The sequence below is a fragment of the Sphingomonas caeni genome, assembly GCF_026013415.1.
In the GTDB taxonomy this organism is placed as follows: domain Bacteria; phylum Pseudomonadota; class Alphaproteobacteria; order Sphingomonadales; family Sphingomonadaceae; genus Sphingomonas; species Sphingomonas caeni.
This window is the reverse complement of sequence record NZ_JAPDOK010000001.1, coordinates 803,514-821,921: the sequence shown is the minus strand read 5'-3', so window position 1 is coordinate 821,921 and position 18,408 is coordinate 803,514. Positions and strand designations below refer to the sequence as shown.

Here is an 18,408-nt window from a genome sequence, read left to right as displayed (position 1 = left end):
CGGGGGCTACCCCCTAACTTTCGTAACTTTCGCCTAGGCCGCGCTCTGATCGATCCCCAGTTCGCCGAGCTTGCGGTAGAGCGTCGAGCGGCCGATGCCGAGGCGGCGGGCGACTTCGGTCATGCGGCCGCGATAATGGCCGATGGCGAGGCGGATGACGTCGGCCTCGATCTCGTCGAGCGCGCGCAAATTGCCGTCGGGGCGGAACAGGGTTACCCCGGCCGCGCCCGAGGCCTGACCGCCGCTGGCGCCGCCTGCCGGACGGCCGAGCGCGAGCTGGGCGATCTGCGGGAAATCGGCGCGGGTGAGGCCATCGCCGTCGCAAAGGACCGCGGCGCGGAACAGGGCGTTCTGGAGCTGGCGGACATTGCCCGGCCAGTCATAGGTGCCGAGCAGCGCCAGCGCGTCGTCGGTGATGCCCAGCGGACGCAGCCCCGGCTGCTCGGCGATCCGGCCCAGCAGATGGCGGGCCAGCGCCGGGATGTCGCCGGTGCGTTCCCGCAAGGGAGGGATCGTCACCTGGACGACGTTGAGGCGGTAATAGAGGTCCTCGCGGAAACGCCCCGCCTCGACTTCGGCGAGCAGCGTCTTGTTGGTCGCGGCGATCACGCGGACATCGACCTCGCGGGCGTGCCGCGCGCCGATCGGCTGGATCTCGCCCGATTGGAGCACGCGGAGCAGCTTCACCTGCGCCTCGAGCGGCATCTCGCCGACCTCGTCGAGGAACAAGGTCCCGCCGTCGGCCTCCTGGAAGCGGCCGATCTTGCGCTCGAACGCGCCGGTAAAGGCGCCCTTTTCGTGCCCGAACAGCTCCGATTCGACCAGGTTGGCCGGGATCGCGCCGCAATTCACCCGGACCACATCCTTGCGGTTGCGCGGGGAGGCATTGTGGACCGCATCGGCGACGACTTCCTTGCCGACGCCCGATTCGCCCTCGATCAGCACGGGCACGCGCGCCCGCGCGGCCTTGGCGGCGATCGCCAGCGCGGCGCGGAACTGCGGGGCGCTGCCCACAATCTCCTCGAAGGCGAGCGGGACCGAGAGCTTCTCGGTCAGCGGGCGGAGTTCGCCCGCGGTCTTGCCGCCGACCGCGGCTTCGAGTGCTGCGAGCAGGCGTTCGGAGGCGAGCGGCTTGACGAGGAAATCGGTGGCCCCGGCGCGCATCGATTCGACCGCGCAGGCGACCGATCCGTTGGCGGTGAGCATCAGGATCGGGAGCTGGGGGCGGCGCGCCCGCAGCTCGGCGATCACCGCGGTCGCATCGAAATCGGGCGAGGCGTGATCGAGGATCACCGCGTCGAGCGCCATCCCGTCGGGGGTGCCGAGGGTCGCGATGGCGGTCTCGCCGTCGCCGGCGAAGATGGTGCGCCAGCCGCGGCGCGCAGCGATCGCAGCGACGAGGCGGCGCTGGGCCGGCTCGTCGTCGATCAGCATGAGGAGGCGCTGTCCATTTCGCGTCATCGCGTTTTTTTCGTCCCCAGTGTCTCGTTTCAGGTCGCCAGTCATAAAACGGATGGGTAAAGGCGGGCTTAAGCCTGATCGGGCCCACCGCACTTGAGGCCGGACGAAGCCGCGGTTAGGGTATGACGGGGCATGATTGAGGGGATGTGACGCATGGCCGGTACCAACGACGGTGATCTCAAGGCGCATCAGGAGACCTTCAAGGGCTTCACGGCGATGATGACCTGGGGGACGCTCGGCTGCTTCCTGATCGGCGCCTTCGTCGTCTTTCTGATCGCCCAGTGAAGATCGCTGTCCTGAAGGAGACCGCGGCGGGCGAACGCCGCGTCTCCGCCACCGCCGAGACGGTCAAGAAGTTCATCGGGCTCGGCGCGACCGTCGCGGTCGAATCGGGCGCGGGCGAGGCGGCTTCGGTCTCCGACCAGAATTTCGCCGATGCGGGCGCGAGCGTGGGCAGCCGCGCCGATACGCTCAAGGATGCCGATATCGTGCTGGGCGTGCAGGGGCCCGATCCGGCGAGCCTGGGCGGCGCCAGGCCGGGAGCGTGGATCGTCGCGGGGCTCAACCCGTTCGGCGAGCGCGCGCGCGTCGATGCCTATGCCGCGGCGGGTTACGAGGCGCTGGCGATGGAGTTCATGCCGCGCATCACCCGTGCGCAGTCGATGGACATCCTCTCCTCGCAGTCGAACCTGGCCGGCTACAAGGCGGTGCTCGACGCCGCGGCCGAATATGGCCGCGCCTTCCCGATGATGATGACCGCGGCGGGGACGATCAGCGCCGCCAAGGCCTTCGTGATGGGTGTGGGCGTGGCGGGGCTCCAGGCGATCGCCACCGCGCGCCGCCTGGGCGCGCAGGTCTCGGCGACCGATGTGCGTTCGGCGACCCGGGAGCAGATCCTCTCGCTCGGCGCCAAGCCGATCTTCGTCGAGAATGTCGCGGGGATCGAGGGCGAGGGCTCGGGCGGCTATGCGACCGAGATGAGCGAGGAATATCAAAAAGCGCAGGCCGAGCTGGTCTCGTCGCACATCGCCAAGCAGGACATCGTCATCACCACCGCGCTGATCCCGGGGCGCCCGGCGCCGCGGCTGATCAGCGACGCGCAGATCGCGACGATGCGGCCCGGCAGCGTGATCGTCGATCTCGCGGTCGAGGCCGGCGGCAATGTCGAGGGATCGGTCGCGGGCGAAGTGGTCTCCGTCCATGGGGTCAAGATCGTCGGGCACAAGAATGTCGCCGGGCGGCTCGCCGCGGACGCCTCGGCGCTGTTCGCGCGCAACCTGTTCAATTTCCTCTCGGCCTTCTGGGACAAGGAAAAGGGCGCGCCGGTGCTCGACGAGGAGATTGGCGACGCGATCCGGCTGACCCAGGGCGGCAAGGTCGTGAACCCGCGACTGCTCGGTTGAGGGGGCTTCGATGCGATCCGACTATTGGGACGTAACCGACGAACAGGTGATCGAGAAGACCGGTCAGCCCATCGCGTATTGGGCGGGCATTCTCGAAGCGTTCGGCGCAGGCGGCCGCAAGTCGAACGAATCGGTCGAACTGCTTCAGCAGCAACACGGCGTGCCGCGCTATTGGGCGCGCACGCTCACCACCAATTATCTGAAATCGGTCAGCGCGTGACCCGGCAGGCGGAAGGCTAGCCCATGGACTTCATCTCGATCCTCTCGATCTTCGTCATGGCGTGCTTCGTCGGCTATTATGTCGTCTGGTCGGTGACGCCGGCGCTGCACACGCCGCTGATGGCGGTGACCAACGCGATCTCCTCGGTGATCATCGTCGGCGCGCTGATCGCCAGCGTGGCGCCGATCATGGGGGCGACCGGCGAGACCTCCAAATGGCTCGGGCTGGTGGCGGTGGGCTTTGCCAGCGTCAACATCTTCGGCGGCTTCGCGGTGACCGCGCGGATGCTCGCCATGTACAAGAAAAAAGCGAAGTGAGGGGGCGCTGAACATGCACGAGGGGGCTCCCATCAATCCGTGGGTGGCGCTGGCCTATCTGGCCGCTGGCATCTGTTTCATCCTCGCGCTGCGCGGGCTCTCGAGTCCGGCGAGCAGCCGCAGGGGCAACCGTTTCGGCATGCTCGGCATGCTGCTCGCGGTGGGGGTGACGCTCTGGACGCATCCGGTGGCCAACTGGACGGTGCCGATGAACTGGGCCGAAGTCGGCGGTGCTATCGCGATCGGTGGCGTGATCGGCTTCGTCACCGCGCGGCTGATCTCGATGACGGCGATGCCGCAGCTGGTGGCGGCGTTCCACAGCCTGGTCGGCATGGCGGCGGTGCTCGTCGCCGCGGCGGCCTTCCTCAATCCGGTGCCGTTCGGGATCACCGATGCGGCGGGCGCGATCCTGCAGGTCAGCCGGATCGAGATGGGGCTGGGCGTCGCGATCGGCGCGATCACCTTCTCCGGCTCGGTGATCGCCTTCCTCAAGCTCAACGGAAACATGAGCGGCAAGCCGATCCTGCTGCCGATGCGGCATGTCATCAATCTGGGGACGCTCGCGGCGATCCTGGGGCTGATCGGCTATTTCGTGACCGACCAGAGCCCCTGGGTGTTCTGGACCGTCACCGGGCTCTCGTTCCTGATCGGCTTCCTGCTGATCATCCCGATCGGCGGCGCGGACATGCCGGTCGTGGTGTCGATGCTCAACTCCTATTCGGGCTGGGCGGCGGCGGCGATGGGCTTCACGCTGCACAACAGCGCGATGATCATTACCGGCGCGCTGGTGGGTTCGTCGGGCGCGATCCTGAGCTACATCATGTGCCGCGCGATGAACCGAAGCTTCATCAGCGTGATCGCGGGCGGCTTTGGCGGCGACAGCGGGGCGGCAAGCGGCGAGGCCAAGGAGCAGCGGCCGTGGAAGCGCGGCAGCGCCGAGGACGCGGCCTTCCTGATGCAGCAGGCCGAGCAGGTGATCATCGTCCCCGGCTATGGCATGGCGGTGGCGCAGGCGCAGCATGTGCTCCGCGAGATGGCTGACAAGCTCAAGGAGCATGGCGTGCGCGTAAAATACGCGATCCATCCGGTCGCGGGGCGCATGCCGGGGCATATGAACGTGCTGCTCGCCGAGGCGAACGTGCCCTATGACGAGGTGTTCGAGCTCGAGGACATCAACAGCGAGTTCGCGCAGACCGATGTCGCGTTCATCATCGGCGCGAACGACGTGGTCAATCCGGCGGCCAAGACCGACAAGAGTTCGCCTATCTACGGCATGCCCGTTTTCGATGTGGGCAAGGCCAAGACCGTGCTGTTCATCAAGCGATCGATGGGCGGCGTCGGCTATGCGGGCGTGGACAATGACGTCTTCTATGCCGATAACACCATGATGTTGCTGGCGGACGCCAAGAAGATGGTCGAGGAGATCGTGAAGTCGCTGGATTGATCCGGGGACATTTCACGATCGCGATCTTCTGGGCGCCGCGGCAAGGGGGAGATGGGGAATGACCAGCGCGGGCGATCTTCTGAACGGTGGATTCGAGGTGATCAAGCGGCGCCCCGGCGCGGTGCTGGCCTGGGCGGCGATCCACGGGGCCTATGTCCTGGCGGTCTGGATGCTCGTGATGCCGATGTTCCTCCGCCAGTTCCGCGAGATGGCGACCGCCGAGCCGGGTCCCGGGCAATTCGCCGCGATGCAGGGAATGAACGCCTTTCAGGGGATCAACTTCCTGACCAGCTTCGGCGGCTATTTCGTCGGCGCGGTGCTGCTGTGCGGTGCGTTTCGCACGATCCTGAGGCCCGATGAGCCGGGATTCGCGTCGCTCCGTCTCGGCTGGGACGAGATGCGCACCTTCGGGATTATGGCGGTGCTGGCCTTTGCCGCGCCATTCGTGATCGTGCTGTTCGGGCTGACCGTCATGCTGCTGGGGCTCCTGATCGGCTTCGCGCTGCAGAGCGTCCCGGTGCTGCAATATCTGCTGATCGCGGTGCTGGTGATCGCCTCGATCGGCGCGATCGTCTATGTCTGGGTGCGGATTTCGCTGATCTTTCCGCTGACCTTTCTGCGGCAAAAGCTGGTGATCGACGAGGCATGGAAGATTTCGGGCGGACGCTTCTGGAAACTGTTCCTGCCCTATGTCGTCGTCTTTGCAATCGTCATGGTCCTTTCCCTGATCCTGATGATCCCGGTCATGGGCCAATTCTTCGCCGAAATGCCCAAGCTGATGGCGGCGGGCGACGATCCGGAGGCGGTGCGTCAGGCGGTGTTCGCCATGTTGGAGCGGATGTTCAGCCAGCCCTTCGGCATGATGGGACTCATCATCCTCATGTCCGCGCTCATCCAGGCGGTTTCGACCGCGCTCTACGGCGGCATCATGGCCACCGCGGCGCTCGGTTTCCTGCAGGATGACGGCCTGGAGGCCGTCCAGAATGTCTTCGACTAATCCGGAATGGAGACCGGATTAACCACCCTATCGTCGCGCGGATCGCCCCATAAATCTCCGAAACGGAGATAATCGGACTCAACCATTTCGGAGCAATGCGGCATCCACTCCGGAACAGAAGATGAACTTGGGGAATTATGGCGACCGTGTCGACACACCCGGGGCCGCCGGGGAATAGCTATAGCGACGCGTTGAGCGCGCTGGTGATTGCGGAAAATGCGGGGGAAGCCCGCGATGCCGGTGAGGCGCTCGCGCTCGCCGGGATCCGGGCCGGAGCGGCGGTGAGCTTCGCCGAGGCGCTGGACGAGATCGACGACCGGCCGGGGATCGACCTGATCGTGATCGAGGCCGTGGGCGCGCCGGAGGCGTTGCTCGATGCGGTCCTGGCGCGCGCCGACCTGGCGGCGCGCGAGAGGGACGCGGCGCTGGTCGCGGCGATCGGCGAGGATCAGATCGACGCGGTCGCGGCGCAGCTGCTCGGGCGGCATGCCCAGTTGCTGTGCGCGCCGGGCATGGGCGAGCGGATCGCGGCGCTGGCCGTGGCCAAGGCCCAGCTGGCCGCGGCGCGCGGCGGCCGGGTGCGGGTCAACGACGCGACCCGCGAGAATGAGGATGAGCGGCTGCGGCGGCTCAACGAGGAAGTGGCGCGGATCGCCGACACGCTGGCGCGGCTGACGCGCGGCGAGGACAGCGAACCGGGCGCCGGGGTGCGCGAGCCGGGGTCCGGCTATCGCGGGCCCGGCGACGGCGATCCGCCGGGGGTGACGCCGCAGGAGATTCGCCTCGCGATCCGCTCGCGGCGGCTGCGCGGGCAATTCTTCCAGGGCGAGCTGTTCGCCGATCCGGCCTGGGACATGCTGCTCGATCTGTTCGCGGCGGAGCTGGAGCGGCGCCAGGTCTCGGTCTCTAGCCTCTGCATCGCCGCGGCGGTGCCGCCGACCACGGCGCTGCGCTGGATCGGAACGCTGCACGATGCCGGGCTGTTCGAGCGCAAGGCCGATCCGAGCGACCGGCGCCGCGCCTATATCGCGCTCAGCGCCAAGGGGCTGGACGGGATGCGCGCCTATCTGGCTGCGGTAAAGCGGCAGGGACTGGGTATTGCCTGACCGATCGCGCCGCGCCATGGGGTTGCGCGCGGGCGCTTAGCTCAGTTGGTAGAGCGCTTCCTTTACACGGAAGATGTCGGCGGTTCGAGCCCGTCAGCGCCCACCAGCCTCTGCCCTCTGACGAGGGCTTCGGCTGGCGAGCCCGCCGGGGATTTGGCGAAGGCTGCCCGCCGAAGCGCGAAGAGCGTAGGAGGGCTGGTGCGGCACGGGCATCGGCCAGCGAGCCGTCCTGCTCAGTTAGCCGAAAAGGTCGGCGTCCCGCTCGCGCTAATTTTCACCGTCACATAGGAATTGTCGCAGACGTTGACGCCGGTCCACACCAGCGACGTATCGTCGGCGAAAGTCGCCTTGAGATCGTATTTGCAGCCCGCGCCCTTGTCGAAATGGACGGTCATGCGCGCTCCGGGCCTGGTCACCCTCTTTGCGTCCTCATCGACGATGTTCTTCTGCCACGTCTGCGTGCCCGTCGGGGCGACCATGACCAGATTGATTTCCTTGACCGTGTTGTTGATCAGCACGAAATCCCAATCGTCGGCGAGCGCTGGCGTCGCAATCACCAGCGCGGCGACCGCCGCGAGGAGCCGGTTCCGCATGCGATCAGTTCGCCGTGAAGGTCGGCGCGCCGCTCGCATTCACCTTGAGCGTGACATAGGCGTTGTCGCAGACGTTGATCCCCGTCCAGATCAGCGTCGTATCGTCGACGAAGGTCGCCTTGAGGTCGTACTTGCACGACTCGCCCCTGTCGAAATGGATGGTGCCGCGCTTGCCGGGCGTCAGCGCGCCGGCCTTCTGACCCTCCGCAACCTTGTTGGGCTGCCAGGTCTGCGTGCCCGTGGGTGCGAGTTCGACCAGCTTGATCTCCTTGGCCGTGCTGTTGATCAGGACGAAGTCCCATTCGTCGGCGAGTGCCGGTGTCGCGACCAAGATCGCCGCGACCGCCATCATGAGCGTCTTTCGCATGCGCATTCCCCTCCTGCGTTGGCGACAGACTGCGCCTCTCCGCGCCTTTCGGCAAGAGTTAGAGCGCGCGAATCAGCTTCACGGCGCAGGCGATCCAGGCGGGATCGGCGACGACCTGCTGCCGACCGCCCGCGCCCAGAGGGAGAAGGTGCAACTTGCCATCCTCCCGGCCGATCAGGCGGCCGAACAGAAAGCGTCCTGCGGGGCGGGGGACAAGCACGTCGCGGTTGAGCGCGGTGGCGAAGGCTCCGGGCGCGAGGCGCTCGCACCAGATCTCGTCGCCGCTGCGATAGTCGCCGATGCCGCCGGTGACGGTGACCGCGATCATCCCGGGAGCGGCGCGGGGCGGGGCGAGATGCGCCTCGCGGCGAGGCGCCTGCGCGCCCGATCCGTCGAGTATCGCGGCGACCGCGATCTCGGGCCGGTCGGGAAGCGTCACCAGATCGGCGGCATCGACGCCCAGCGCATCGGCGATCCGGTTGAGCCAGCCGACCGAGACGGTGCGCGTGCCGGTCTCGAGCCGGCCGATCGTCTGCGCGGTGGTGGGCGGGGCACAGCGGCGGGCGACATCGTCGAGCGTCAGCCCCTTGGCACGGCGAACCTCACGGATGGCGGTGATCATGACAGGCTCCATAACCGATCTGGTTTTTATCTGTCCTACAGATTTGCCGTTGTGGCAAGCCCTCCGCGACTCGGGAACGGAGGCGGATATGCGCGAACTGGCGGAACGCAAGATCGGCGAAGGGCGGCGCAGCGTCACGGTGAATCTTGCCGAATCGCCGCTGGGCTGGCTTCGATCGCGCGGGCATGTGAGCGCGCGGCAGTTCGAGGCGGGGGAGCGGCTGCGCGGCGATTACGAGACCGCGTCGCTGGGCGCGCGGGTGACGATGCGCTGGGATGCCGCGCCGCGGCCCGGCGGGCGGCGCGGGCCGCCGCTCGGATTAGATCCGACGCTCGCGCAGATTTCGGCCAAGCGCCGCTTCGACGCCGCGGTGAAGGCGGCGGGACCGGGGCTGGCCGATATATTGTGGCGCGTGGTCTGCGCGGGCGAGGGGCTGACCGCCGCCGAGAAGGGGCTGGGCTGGCCGGCGCGCGCGGGCAAGCTGGTGCTGGGGCTGGCGCTCGACCGGGTGGCGGATCATTATGGGCTGAAGTGAGGGGAGTCGGGGATATGCGGATCGGGCGTCGCCAAGTCCTGGCCGGCTTGCCGCTGGCGTGCATCGCCGCAAGCGGCAGCGCCTTTCGCGATGCGGTGGCGCCGCTGGCCGAGGCGGCCGCGAAGCAATATTTCGCGGATGCACCCGGCGCGGCGGGCCTTTCGGTCGGCGTGGTGCACGGTTCGGCGACCTATCGCGGTACGTTTGGAAGCCTGATGCGCGGCGCCGGCGTGAAGCCGCGCGCGGACACGATCTTCCCGATGGCATCGATCAGCAAGACCTTCACCGCGGCTTTGCTCGGCCAGGCGGTGCAGGCGGGCAAGGTGGCGCTTGCCGACGATGTTCGCCGCTTTCTGGACGGCGACTATCCGAACCTGGTCTTCGAGGGGCAGCCGGTGCTGCTGTGGCACCTGCTCAATCACAATTCGGGGCTGCCGTTCAACCTGCCCGATATCGCTGAAAACCGGCCGCCCTTTCCCGAAGCCTCGCCCGAAGTGAAGCAAAGGCTGGCCGCCTATGGCCGCGTCGATTTCTTCCGCGACCTGCATGGCGTGACGCTGCTGCGCGCACCGGGGACGGGGTTCAGCTATTCGAACGCGGCGGCCTTGCTGCTGAGCTATGTGCTCGAGCGGGTGCTTGGCCAGCCGTTCGAGGCACTGGCGCGGACGCGGATCGCGGCGCCATTGGGGATGCGCGATACGCTGATCGTGCCCGACGCGGCGCGCGCGGCGCGGCTGGCGCGGGGCTATGACGAAAGCGAGCGGCTGGTGAGCGCGGACAATGCCGCGCTGCTGGGCGCGGCGGCGATCAAATCGACGATCGGCGACATGATCCGCTACCTGCGCTGGCAGATGGCGGAGACGAGTCCCGAAGTGCGCCTGTCGCACGCGCCGCATCCGATCGACGGCAAGTTTGCGGTCGGGCTCAACTGGCAGATGATGATCGACGGCCCCCGCCGACGCATCTGGCAGGACGGGACGATGCCGGGCTTCGCCGCGATGTGCATGTTCCTGCCGCATGCCGAGGCGGGCGTGGTGGCGTTCGCCAACCAGCTCGATCGCCGGTCGATGGGCGCGTTCCATGCGATGACGCGGCAGATCCTGGTGGGGCTCGATCCGGGATCGGCGGATCTGTTTTGAGGGAGATCGTTGATGACCATCCTTCAATCCGTGCTCGCCTTCATCGCCGCGGCCGCGCTGCTGACGATCACGCCGGGCGTCGATACCGCGATGGTGCTGCGGTGCGCGGCGGTCGGGGGCGCCAGGCCGGCAGCGTTCGCGGCGGCGGGGATTGCGCTCGGCTGCATGCTATGGGGCGCGCTGGTTTCGGTGGGGCTGGGGGCGCTGATCGCGGCGTCGCCGCTCGCGTTCGGGGTGCTGAAGTGGTTCGGTGCGGCCTATCTGCTGTGGTTGGGGATCGGGCTGATCCTGAAACCGCGTAACGGCATCGGCGAAGGCGGCGAAACGGTGTCGCGCGATGCCTGGACGGCGATGCGGCGCGGGCTGCTGACCAATTTGCTCAACCCCAAGGTGGGCGTCTTCTACGTGACCTTCCTGCCGCAATTCGTGCCGGCAGGGGTGAGCGTGGCGGGTTTCTCGTTCCTGCTTGCGTGCATCCATGTGCTGCTCGGGGTCGCCTGGTTCGCGCTGCTGATCGCGGCGACGGTTCCGCTGGGGCGCTGGCTGGCGCGGCCGCGCGTAATGCTCACGATGAACCGGTTGGCGGGCGGGCTGTTCGTCGGGTTCGGGATGAAGCTCGCGCTGACGCGCTAGGAAAATCAAGTTGTGATTTGCAACTGAATCTGGTATGAAGATGCGACTCACAGGAGAGGAATCCGGCCATGATCGTCTTTGGTTCAACCTTGTCGCCTTATGTTCGTAAGGTGATGGTTTTCGGTGCGGAAAAGGGGCTCGCGATGGAGCTTCAGCCTGCGGGGATGGGGCGGGGCGGGCCAGATTTCGAGGCGGCGAGCCCGTTTCGGAAGATGCCGGGGTTCAAGGACGGCGACTTCCTGATCTCCGATTCGAGCGCGATCGTGACCTATCTCGAGGCGCAATATCCCTCGCCCAACCTGATCCCCGAGGATCCGCAGGCGCGCGCGCGGACGATCTGGTATGACGAGCTCGCCGACACGATCATGATGGCCGCGGGCGGCGCGATCTTCTTCAACCGCTTCGTCGGCCCGCGCTTTCTCAAGCAGGAGCCGAACCACGCCGCCGCGGATGCCGCCGAAAACAACCAGCTGCCGCCGATCTTCGACTATCTGGAGAGCGTGATCCCGGCATCGGGCTTCCTCGTCGAGGATCGGCTGACGCTGGCGGACATTGCGGTGGCGAGCCCGTTCGCCACGCTCGGCTGCATCGGCGTGTGCGCCGATCCGGCGCGCTGGCCCAAGACCGCGGCCTATGTCGCCGCGATCCATGCGCGGCCGAGCTTCGCGCCGGCGCTCGAGGCCGACCAGGCGCTGGTGGCGTCGCTGGGCGGGCCGGTGATCGAGATGGTGCTCGCCCAATAACCGGCCAGTAGCGTTCGGCGGCATGGCCTCCTAGATGGGGGCCATGCAGCTGGCCTTCATCAAATGCCATGGATCGGGGAACGACTTCCCGCTGATCGACGCGCGCGGCCTCGCCCTGTCAGATGGCGAATGGGCGGGGGTGGCGCGCGCGCTCGCCGACCGTGACGGGCCGGTGGGCGGCGACGGGCTGCTCGCACTGACCGCTGGGGACGAATCGCACGCCTTCGGGATGCGGATGTGGAATTCGGACGGGTCCGAGGCCGAGACGTGCCTCAATGGGCTGCGCTGCGTCGCGCGGCTGGGGTTCGAGCTGCTCGGCACCGATGCGGCGCGGGTGAAGCTCAAGACGAGCAGCGCCGAGGTGGCGCGCGAGGCCGAGCTGGCGCCGGGGGTGGTGACGGTGCGGACCGTGGTGGGGCCGGCGGGGCACGATATCGGGCTGACCGGGCCGCTTTCGGACCTGCCGAGCGACCGCGCGTTCGTCGCGGTGGCGATGCCCAATCCGCATCTGGTGACCTTTGTCGACGCGATCGACGAGGCGGAGCTGGTGGCGCTGGGCACATGGTGCGAGGGCGGGCCGGCGCTGATCCCGGGGCGGGCGAATGTGTCGTTCGTCGAGCTGCGGGGCAGCGACCTGTTTGTGCGGACCTTCGAACGCGGCGTCGGGCTGACCGATAGTTGCGGGAGCGCGATGGCGGCATCGGTGCTCGCGGCGGCGCTGAGCGGACGCATCGTCTTCGGGGCCGAGACGATCGTGTTCAACAAGGGCGGGATGGTGCGCGGCACCGCATCGCGCGACGGGATCGTGACGATCAGCGGGAACGCGACCTTTCTCTACGATGCGGCGATCGAGGTGGATCCGGCGAGCGGGACGGCGGGATCTCCGCTGGTTCATGCGCGGCGCGAGGATGAGGTGGCGGCGTGGAGCGCTGTGCTCGTGGGACTGGCTTAGGGGAGCAGGAGCCTGCTGTGGCTGCCTCCTGCTTTATCCCAAGCTCTGCAGGTATCTAGAGATATGCGAAGCCCGTTGCCGAACTCTCGCTTCAGTTGGTTTCGCTACACCTTTGGGGCCTGTACTCAATTAGCTTCTGGGCTTTGCAGGGCGTGGTTGGTTGAGATCCGTCCCCAAGCCCTTGCAATGTAGGATTTCGCCTGCTTGGCTCGCGCAGCCGGTCGCTCCGGCCGCTCTTTGACCCTGTCAACCTGCCCAAAGCGAACAACGCGTTTCCCCCGAGGGAACTGCGCGGCGGAAAACATGCGCGATAGTGTGAAGCCAGTGTCAACTTTCACATGCTGGGACGCCCCAGCCTGGTGCGCTACTGAGCCCGGACCCTAGTCGCTGCGGTGCCTCACTCGCTAATGGTCAGCGGTTTGCCTACCTGCGCCGCGGCGATCTGAGCGCGGGTGAAGGGGAGCGGGAGCCATTGCCTGGCCGAGAAGGCGCGGGTGCCGTCGGCGTACCAGGGGGATTCGGGGTTGGTGGACTGCGAATAGCTGAGCATCGATTGCGCTTCGGGGCCGTTGGCATCGAAGCTGACGACCTGCATGTAGCTGCTGCCATGGACGGGGGTGAGGCCCTCGGGCGTCCAGCTGGACTGCATCGCGTTGAGGATGCCGGCGCTGCCCGGGCCGCCGGGGATCGCGATCCTCTCGCCGCCCCGGAGCGAAACCTGGACGCTGCCGAGCGGGGCGTCGAGCGCGATGCCGCGCTGGGTCATGTCGGCGGCGGCGGCGGCCAGGGCGTCGAGGATTGGTGGGGTGGCGTCGGGGTTGAGATCCGCGGGGCGGGTGATCGGCTTTTCCAGGTCGAAGGGGTTGGCCCAGAAATTACGGATCTGGCCGGTGCGGCCCCAGAAATTGAGGAACAGCAGCGCGCCGCGGCTGTCGACCTCGACATGGCGATCCCATTTGGCGAGCACCGCGCAGGCCGGGGCGAGATCGGCGCGTGCGGGGCAGAGCGCGAGAAGCTGATCGAGGACGAGTTCGGCGGCGAAGACGCGGTTGCCGAGGATCAGGGCGCGCGCGCTTGCTGGCTCGATCGATTTGAGGTCGTCGAGGAGGGAAATGCCGATCCGGGTGCGCATATTCTGCTGGGTGCCCCAGGGCCCGAGCAGGGGAGAGTGCGGCTCGAACGGCGCCTTGAAGTTGGATAGCCAATAGCTGTCGTTGGAGTTTTGGACGTAGTCGGTGCGGATCAGCGTCGCCTGGTCCTCGATCGGCATCAGGCCGGGGGCGGGGGTGCCGGGGGCAATGTCCCAATCGCAGGCGGCGCGCGAACCATCGAGGATGGTTACACCAGCATTGCGGGCTATCGGCGTCTTACCAGCGAGGGTGACGCATTGATCCCATTTGGTTTGCGATACATTGGGAACGGTGGTGACATCGGCATAGAGCGCATGGCCCGAGCGGTCGGCCGCGATGGTGTTGACATAGGGGATGCCGAGGGTGGTGCCGATCGCCTGCCGGATCTGCTGGACGGTTCTCGCGCGGGCGATGGCGAGCCAGGCGTCGCCCCCGCGCTGGTTGCCCTGCCCGGCGTCGCGGATCGCGAAGGCGTGAGTGGCGGTCCAGGGGAGGCCGGCGGCGGGGGCGGCGATGGCCGGGCCATAGCGGGTGGCATAGAGGGTGCGGGTGACCGGGGCGCCGTCCTTGACCGCGACCCTGATCGACCGCTCGGTCATCTTTTCGGGCTTGCCGTCGACGAGGTAAGTGGTCGGGTCCGCGGGGTCGAGGGGCAGGTCGAACAGCGTGAAATGCTGGGCGGTGGTGACGGTATGCGTCCAGGCGACGTCGCGGGTGAAGCCGATCGCGACGAAGGGGGTGAAGACCAGGCCCGCGCCCATCGCGTCGAAGCTGCCGGGGATGGTCAAATGGAGGCGGCGGAAGCGGTTGGGGCCGGTCCAGGGAAAATGGGGATTGCCGACGACGAGGCCGCGGCGGTTGGCGGTGAGGTCGCGGCCGAAGGCCCAGCCGTTGCTGCCCAGGCCCTGCGCGGCGGCGGGCGCGGGGAGGGGGAGGTCGGCGGGGATGAGTGCGGCGGGCGCAAGGCTGGCGGCCTTCGCCGCGGGGCGCGCGGGCGGGGCGGCGCCGGCGATGAAGCGCGCCATCGGCGCCGAACTCGCCTGGACCATCGCGGCGTTGATGATCAGCAGCATGTCGTCATGGCCGAGCGGGCGGACCCATGGCTGGCCGCGGCAGCTGGGGGCGAGGCCAGCCGGGTGGTCCCTGAGGAAGCGGTTGTAACCCGCCGCGAAGCCGTCGAGCATCGCGCGATTGTCCGCCGAGGAGGCGCGGAAACCCGCCTCGAACAGCGGCAGATCGGCGATGACGCGCGAATAGAAGTCGCTCTCCAGATTGGGGATTTCGGAGAAGCCGATCGTAACCTTGCCCTCGGCACCGAACCAGAGCGAGCGCTCGCCGCGCACGGTGACGGCGAGTTCGGCGATGACGCAGCCATTGTCCTGGGCGGCCGAATAGCCCGAGCCATAGCCGAGCCCGGCGAAGTCGCGCGCGACGATATGGGGAATGCCCTGGGTGGTGCGGGTGATGGTTGCGGCATAGCGCGGGGCGGGGGCCGCGAGGGCGGGGGCCGCGAGGGCGGGGGCCGCGGCGGCGAGGGCGAGCCCCATGGCCAAGAATCGTCCGGCTGCCATCTGTGCGCTCCCCCAATCGTTTCGGACGAACCTAGCGGGCGGCGGCTGGGACGGAAACAGGCTTCCCGCCGCGGCGCTGGCACACCGCGGCGGGGCCCGCATGACCGAGGGAGGTCATGCGGGAAGGGGAGCGCCTTCCGTTATGATCGCCGGGGCGGCCGCGGCGGGGCGGGCAGGATCCTTGCCATGGCTCAGCCGGCGCCAGAGCCATTCGAGCGGACCCATTGCGAAGATGCGGAGCCAGAGATTGCAGAACAGGATCTCGGCAAGGATCACCAGCGCGGCGACCCCCCAGAGCTGGGCGAGCGAGAAGCGGCCCCAAAGCCCCAGCCCCCAGCCGGCGAAGACGAACCACTGGCAGATCAGGGTCTGGCCGATATAGCAGGTGAGCGCCATGCGGCCAGGCGCCTGGAACGCGGCGAGCAGCAGCCGCCCGGGGGCCGCGCGCAGCAGCAGATGGACCAGGCCGAGATGGCCCAGCGTGACCGCGACCCTGCCGATATCGACGAGCACCGGATAGAGCGGGCGCGAGCCGAAACCCTGTTCGGCCCAGAAATGCGCCTCGGCCCAGCGCACCGGCACGCCGATCGCATAGCCGGCGAGCATCATCGCCAGATAGAAGGGTGTGCGGCGCTCGCCCTGCAGGATGCCGAGCTTGAACAGCGCCATGCCGATCAACATGGTGCACAACGCCTCGATCTCGGTCAGCCAGAGCTGGTACGAGGCGTTGAAGCGCCATTCCCAGGTCCAGGACCAGCCGAGCATCGTGGGATAGGCCCCGAGCCGCATCGCGCGTTCGGCAGCGCGCCCGGCGGGGCTGGGCGCGCGCTGGCCGCGCGCCTCTTCCCATGCGGCGACGACCTTCTTTTCGGCGGGCGTGAGGGCGTGCGGATGCGCCTGGACCTGCTCGGCGGCGGCCCGCGCCCGGCTATAATCGAGATAGTCGGGGAGCTGGGCGGCGCCCATCACCAGCAACCCGGCCGCTCCGAGCGAAAGCAGCCAGCGCGGACGCAGGCGGCGGAACGGGAATAGCGCCAGCCCGGCGAGGCCATAGTTGAACAAGATGTCGCCCGGCCAGAGCAGCAATGTGCCGTGGATCACGCCGAACAGGATCAGCCAAAGGCTGCGGCGATAATAGATATCGGCGGCGCGCACCGGATCCTCCGGACCGAGCGCGCGCGAGACGATGATGTACGCGGTCGCGCCGAACAGCAGCTCGAGCAGGCCGCGCTGGGTGCCTTCGAGCAACAGCTCCTGGATATGCCAGGCGGTCTGGTCGGCGGGCGACCAGCCGGTCAGCCGAGGATCGGCGAAGACCGCGAGCGTGTTTCCCATGAAGGGGATGTTGAGCAGCAGGATGCCGAGGATCGCGAGCCCGCGCAGGACGTCGAGCGAGGCGATGCGGGGGGTGCGGGCGGTGTCGAAACGGGGGGTGGAGGTCACGCGAATCTTTCCCTTTACCTTACACTGTAAGTCCCGATTGATATAGGCTTACAGTGTAAGGGTCAAGGACGGGCCTCGAGGATCTGTTCGGCGCCATCGAGGAGCAATGCGAGGCCGAGCTCGAAAGTGGCCTCGCGCTCGCCCGGACGGAAGAAGGGGCCGGCGGCGGCGACATTGGGGAAGACCCGGGCGACTTCGGCGTCGAGCACGGCGTCGGCGGCAGTGGCGGAGGGGCCTTTCGAATAGCCTGCGGTCTCGTCGAGGCCTGCGCCCATCAGGAAATAGCCGAAGGCGCGGAACAGCCGCGCCGCCTGCTCCTCGTCGAACCCCGCGTCGCGGAAGAGGCCCAGCATGCCGTCGAGCCAGATCAGCCCGGCGCGGGTATTCATCCGGTGCGTCGAGAAGAAGGGGAAGAAGCGCGGATGCGCGAGCGCGATCCGGTGGAAGGCGCGCGCGGCCCGGGCAAGCCGTTCGCGCCAGGGGAGATCGGGCGGCGGAAGCGGCAAGTCGGCGAGCACGCGATCGAGCATCGCGTCCATCAGATGCGCCTTGCTGGGATAGTGATGATAGAGGCTCATTGCCTTGCAGCCGAGCCGGTCCGCGAGCTTGCGGATGCTGAAGCCTTCGATCCCCTCCTCCTCGATCAGCGCGAGCGCGAGGCTTTCCATCCGATCGGGGGTGAGCGGGGCGGCGCGGGTCGGGGCTTCGGTATCGGCCATCTTGACAACCTTACGGCGTAAGTTCAGTAGGCATACAGTGTAAGGACTGCGGGGAGGTTGTGCAAATCGCCCGGCCGCGGCCACAAAGAGGGAGTCAATTGCATGCCGCTGGATATGATCGTCGGGCTCTCTTTGCCCGTGCTGTTCCTCCTGTTCATGACCACCGAGGCAGCGATCGGCGGCGGGCGCAAATTTGCGCAGGTGCGCTTTTGGCGCGTGCTCGGGGCGGTCGGGCTGGTCGCGACCCTCGCAGTCAATGCGATGCTCCCGCCGCTATTGCTGCCGTGGCTGCCGGATTGGCGCCCCATCGACTTGAGCTCGATCGGGCTTTGGGGGGCGGCGCCGGTCGTGGCGGCGACAACCTTCCTGACCTATTGGACGCACCGGATCGAGCATCGCTTCGATCTGCTGTGGCGGGGGATGGGACACCAGCTCCACCATTCGGTGCAGCGGGTCGATATCGCCTCGGCGGTGATCCTTCACCCTATCGACGTCGCGGTGCAGGTCGTAATGACCGCGATCGCGGCCTGGGCGGTGGGGGCGACCCCCGACGCGGCGGCGCTGGGCGGCGGCGCGGGCTTCGCGATCGCGCTGGTGCAGCACTGGAATATCCGCACGCCGCGCTGGCTGGGCTGGTTCATCCAGCGCCCCGAGGCGCATTGCCTGCATCACGAGCGCGAGGTGCACGACCGCAATTTCGGCGACCTGCCGGTGTGGGACATGATCTTCGGCACCTATGCCAATCCCGCGCATGCCGATGGCGTGGCGGTGGGCTTTGCCGAAGGGCGGGGGCGAAGGGTGGCGGCGATGCTGCTGTGCCGCGACGTGCATCGGGACCGACGGGCGGCAGGAATGGCCGCAGGAAGAATGTAGTGCGGGCCTCAGGCGCCGCGTCGGAGGCCGGTGTGGGCTATTGAGCGATCGCGAGCCGCACTATTTTTGTATTGCTTTTGTTCTCGCGCTGTTTACCCTGGGAATCATTCGGACATTTTGTCCGCAAGATTCCCAGGAGT

General features: G+C 67.7%; 20 protein-coding genes and 1 tRNA gene. 14 read left to right on the top strand and 7 right to left on the bottom strand.

Annotated features, from left to right (window positions below; genetic code table 11):
• Positions 1–33: 33 nt before the first annotated feature.
• Positions 34–1,461, bottom strand: coding sequence for a sigma-54-dependent transcriptional regulator (locus OF829_RS04350; protein ID WP_264938718.1), 1,428 nt, complete (start codon positions 1,459–1,461; stop codon positions 34–36).
• 153 nt (positions 1,462–1,614) lie between these two features.
• On the opposite strand from OF829_RS04350, the gene OF829_RS04345 reads away from it, so the two are divergent.
• The 8 genes from OF829_RS04345 to OF829_RS04310 all read left to right on the top strand — a co-directional run bounded on the left by OF829_RS04345 (position 1,615) and on the right by OF829_RS04310 (position 7,054).
• Entirely contained in the window at positions 1,615–1,746 is a 132-nt protein-coding gene (locus OF829_RS04345) for an aa3-type cytochrome c oxidase subunit IV (RefSeq protein WP_264938717.1), read from the top strand.
• Positions 1,743–2,864 carry an NAD(P) transhydrogenase subunit alpha gene (locus tag OF829_RS04340; RefSeq protein WP_264938716.1) on the top strand — a complete coding sequence of 374 codons (1,122 nt, stop codon included), beginning with the start codon at positions 1,743–1,745 and terminating at the stop codon, positions 2,862–2,864. Before OF829_RS04345 ends, OF829_RS04340 begins: the two co-directional genes overlap by 4 nt.
• Positions 2,865–2,874: 10 nt before the next feature.
• A complete protein-coding gene (locus OF829_RS04335; RefSeq protein WP_264938715.1) occupies positions 2,875–3,084 on the top strand; it encodes a hypothetical protein in 210 nt (69 codons plus the stop codon).
• A 23-nt stretch (positions 3,085–3,107) separates the two neighbouring features.
• Positions 3,108–3,401 carry a proton-translocating transhydrogenase family protein gene (locus OF829_RS04330; protein ID WP_264938714.1) on the top strand — a complete coding sequence of 98 codons (294 nt, stop codon included), beginning with the start codon at positions 3,108–3,110 and terminating at the stop codon, positions 3,399–3,401.
• Positions 3,402–3,414: 13 nt separating this feature from the next.
• Positions 3,415–4,845 carry an NAD(P)(+) transhydrogenase (Re/Si-specific) subunit beta gene (locus OF829_RS04325; RefSeq protein WP_264938713.1) on the top strand — a complete coding sequence of 477 codons (1,431 nt, stop codon included), beginning with the start codon at positions 3,415–3,417 and terminating at the stop codon, positions 4,843–4,845.
• 58 nt (positions 4,846–4,903) lie between these two features.
• Complete coding sequence (locus OF829_RS04320) at positions 4,904–5,842, top strand: hypothetical protein (protein ID WP_264938712.1); 939 nt, start codon at positions 4,904–4,906, stop codon at positions 5,840–5,842.
• Positions 5,843–5,979: 137 nt separating this feature from the next.
• A complete protein-coding gene (locus tag OF829_RS04315) occupies positions 5,980–6,948 on the top strand; it encodes a winged helix DNA-binding protein (protein WP_264938711.1) in 969 nt (322 codons plus the stop codon).
• Positions 6,949–6,978: 30 nt separating this feature from the next.
• Positions 6,979–7,054: transfer RNA gene (locus OF829_RS04310), tRNA-Val, on the top strand.
• A gap of 127 nt (positions 7,055–7,181) precedes the next feature.
• On the opposite strand, the gene OF829_RS04305 is transcribed toward OF829_RS04310, so the two are convergent.
• From OF829_RS04305 to OF829_RS04295, 3 genes are read right to left on the bottom strand one after another with little or no spacing between them, the layout of a single operon-like run.
• The gene (locus OF829_RS04305) at positions 7,182–7,541 is read right to left on the bottom strand and encodes a hypothetical protein (RefSeq protein WP_264938710.1); all 360 of its coding nucleotides are present in this window, start codon (positions 7,539–7,541) and stop codon (positions 7,182–7,184) included.
• Between the two features lie 4 nt (positions 7,542–7,545).
• On the bottom strand, positions 7,546–7,908 hold the full coding sequence (locus OF829_RS04300) for a hypothetical protein (RefSeq protein WP_264938709.1): 363 nt from the start codon (positions 7,906–7,908) through the stop codon (positions 7,546–7,548).
• 58 nt (positions 7,909–7,966) lie between these two features.
• Entirely contained in the window at positions 7,967–8,530 is a 564-nt protein-coding gene (locus OF829_RS04295) for a helix-turn-helix domain-containing protein (RefSeq protein ID WP_264938708.1), read from the bottom strand.
• 88 nt (positions 8,531–8,618) lie between these two features.
• On the opposite strand from OF829_RS04295, the gene OF829_RS04290 reads away from it, so the two are divergent.
• The 5 genes from OF829_RS04290 (at position 8,619) to dapF (ending at position 12,532) form a co-directional block, all read left to right on the top strand.
• Entirely contained in the window at positions 8,619–9,065 is a 447-nt protein-coding gene (locus OF829_RS04290) for a DUF6456 domain-containing protein (RefSeq protein WP_264938707.1), read from the top strand.
• Between the two features lie 14 nt (positions 9,066–9,079).
• A complete protein-coding gene (locus OF829_RS04285) occupies positions 9,080–10,204 on the top strand; it encodes a serine hydrolase domain-containing protein (protein WP_264938706.1) in 1,125 nt (374 codons plus the stop codon).
• A 12-nt stretch (positions 10,205–10,216) separates the two neighbouring features.
• Positions 10,217–10,837 carry a LysE family translocator gene (locus tag OF829_RS04280; protein ID WP_264938705.1) on the top strand — a complete coding sequence of 207 codons (621 nt, stop codon included), beginning with the start codon at positions 10,217–10,219 and terminating at the stop codon, positions 10,835–10,837.
• Positions 10,838–10,905: 68 nt separating this feature from the next.
• The gene (locus OF829_RS04275; RefSeq protein WP_264938704.1) at positions 10,906–11,580 is read left to right on the top strand and encodes a glutathione S-transferase family protein; all 675 of its coding nucleotides are present in this window, start codon (positions 10,906–10,908) and stop codon (positions 11,578–11,580) included.
• Positions 11,581–11,623: 43 nt separating this feature from the next.
• Positions 11,624–12,532 carry a diaminopimelate epimerase gene (gene dapF, locus OF829_RS04270; protein ID WP_264938703.1) on the top strand — a complete coding sequence of 303 codons (909 nt, stop codon included), beginning with the start codon at positions 11,624–11,626 and terminating at the stop codon, positions 12,530–12,532.
• A gap of 397 nt (positions 12,533–12,929) precedes the next feature.
• On the opposite strand, the gene OF829_RS04265 is transcribed toward dapF, so the two are convergent.
• The 3 genes from OF829_RS04265 to OF829_RS04255 form a co-directional block, all read right to left on the bottom strand.
• A complete protein-coding gene (locus OF829_RS04265; RefSeq protein WP_264938702.1) occupies positions 12,930–15,233 on the bottom strand; it encodes a penicillin acylase family protein in 2,304 nt (767 codons plus the stop codon).
• A 114-nt stretch (positions 15,234–15,347) separates the two neighbouring features.
• Complete coding sequence (locus OF829_RS04260; protein WP_264938701.1) at positions 15,348–16,676, bottom strand: DUF418 domain-containing protein; 1,329 nt, start codon at positions 16,674–16,676, stop codon at positions 15,348–15,350.
• A 62-nt stretch (positions 16,677–16,738) separates the two neighbouring features.
• Complete coding sequence (locus OF829_RS04255) at positions 16,739–17,395, bottom strand: TetR/AcrR family transcriptional regulator (protein ID WP_264938700.1); 657 nt, start codon at positions 17,393–17,395, stop codon at positions 16,739–16,741.
• Between the two features lie 102 nt (positions 17,396–17,497).
• On the opposite strand from OF829_RS04255, the gene OF829_RS04250 reads away from it, so the two are divergent.
• Positions 17,498–18,268: a sterol desaturase family protein gene (locus OF829_RS04250; RefSeq protein WP_264938699.1), complete on the top strand. Its 771-nt coding sequence runs from the start codon at positions 17,498–17,500 to the stop codon at positions 18,266–18,268.
• The last annotated feature ends 140 nt before the right edge of the window (positions 18,269–18,408 follow it).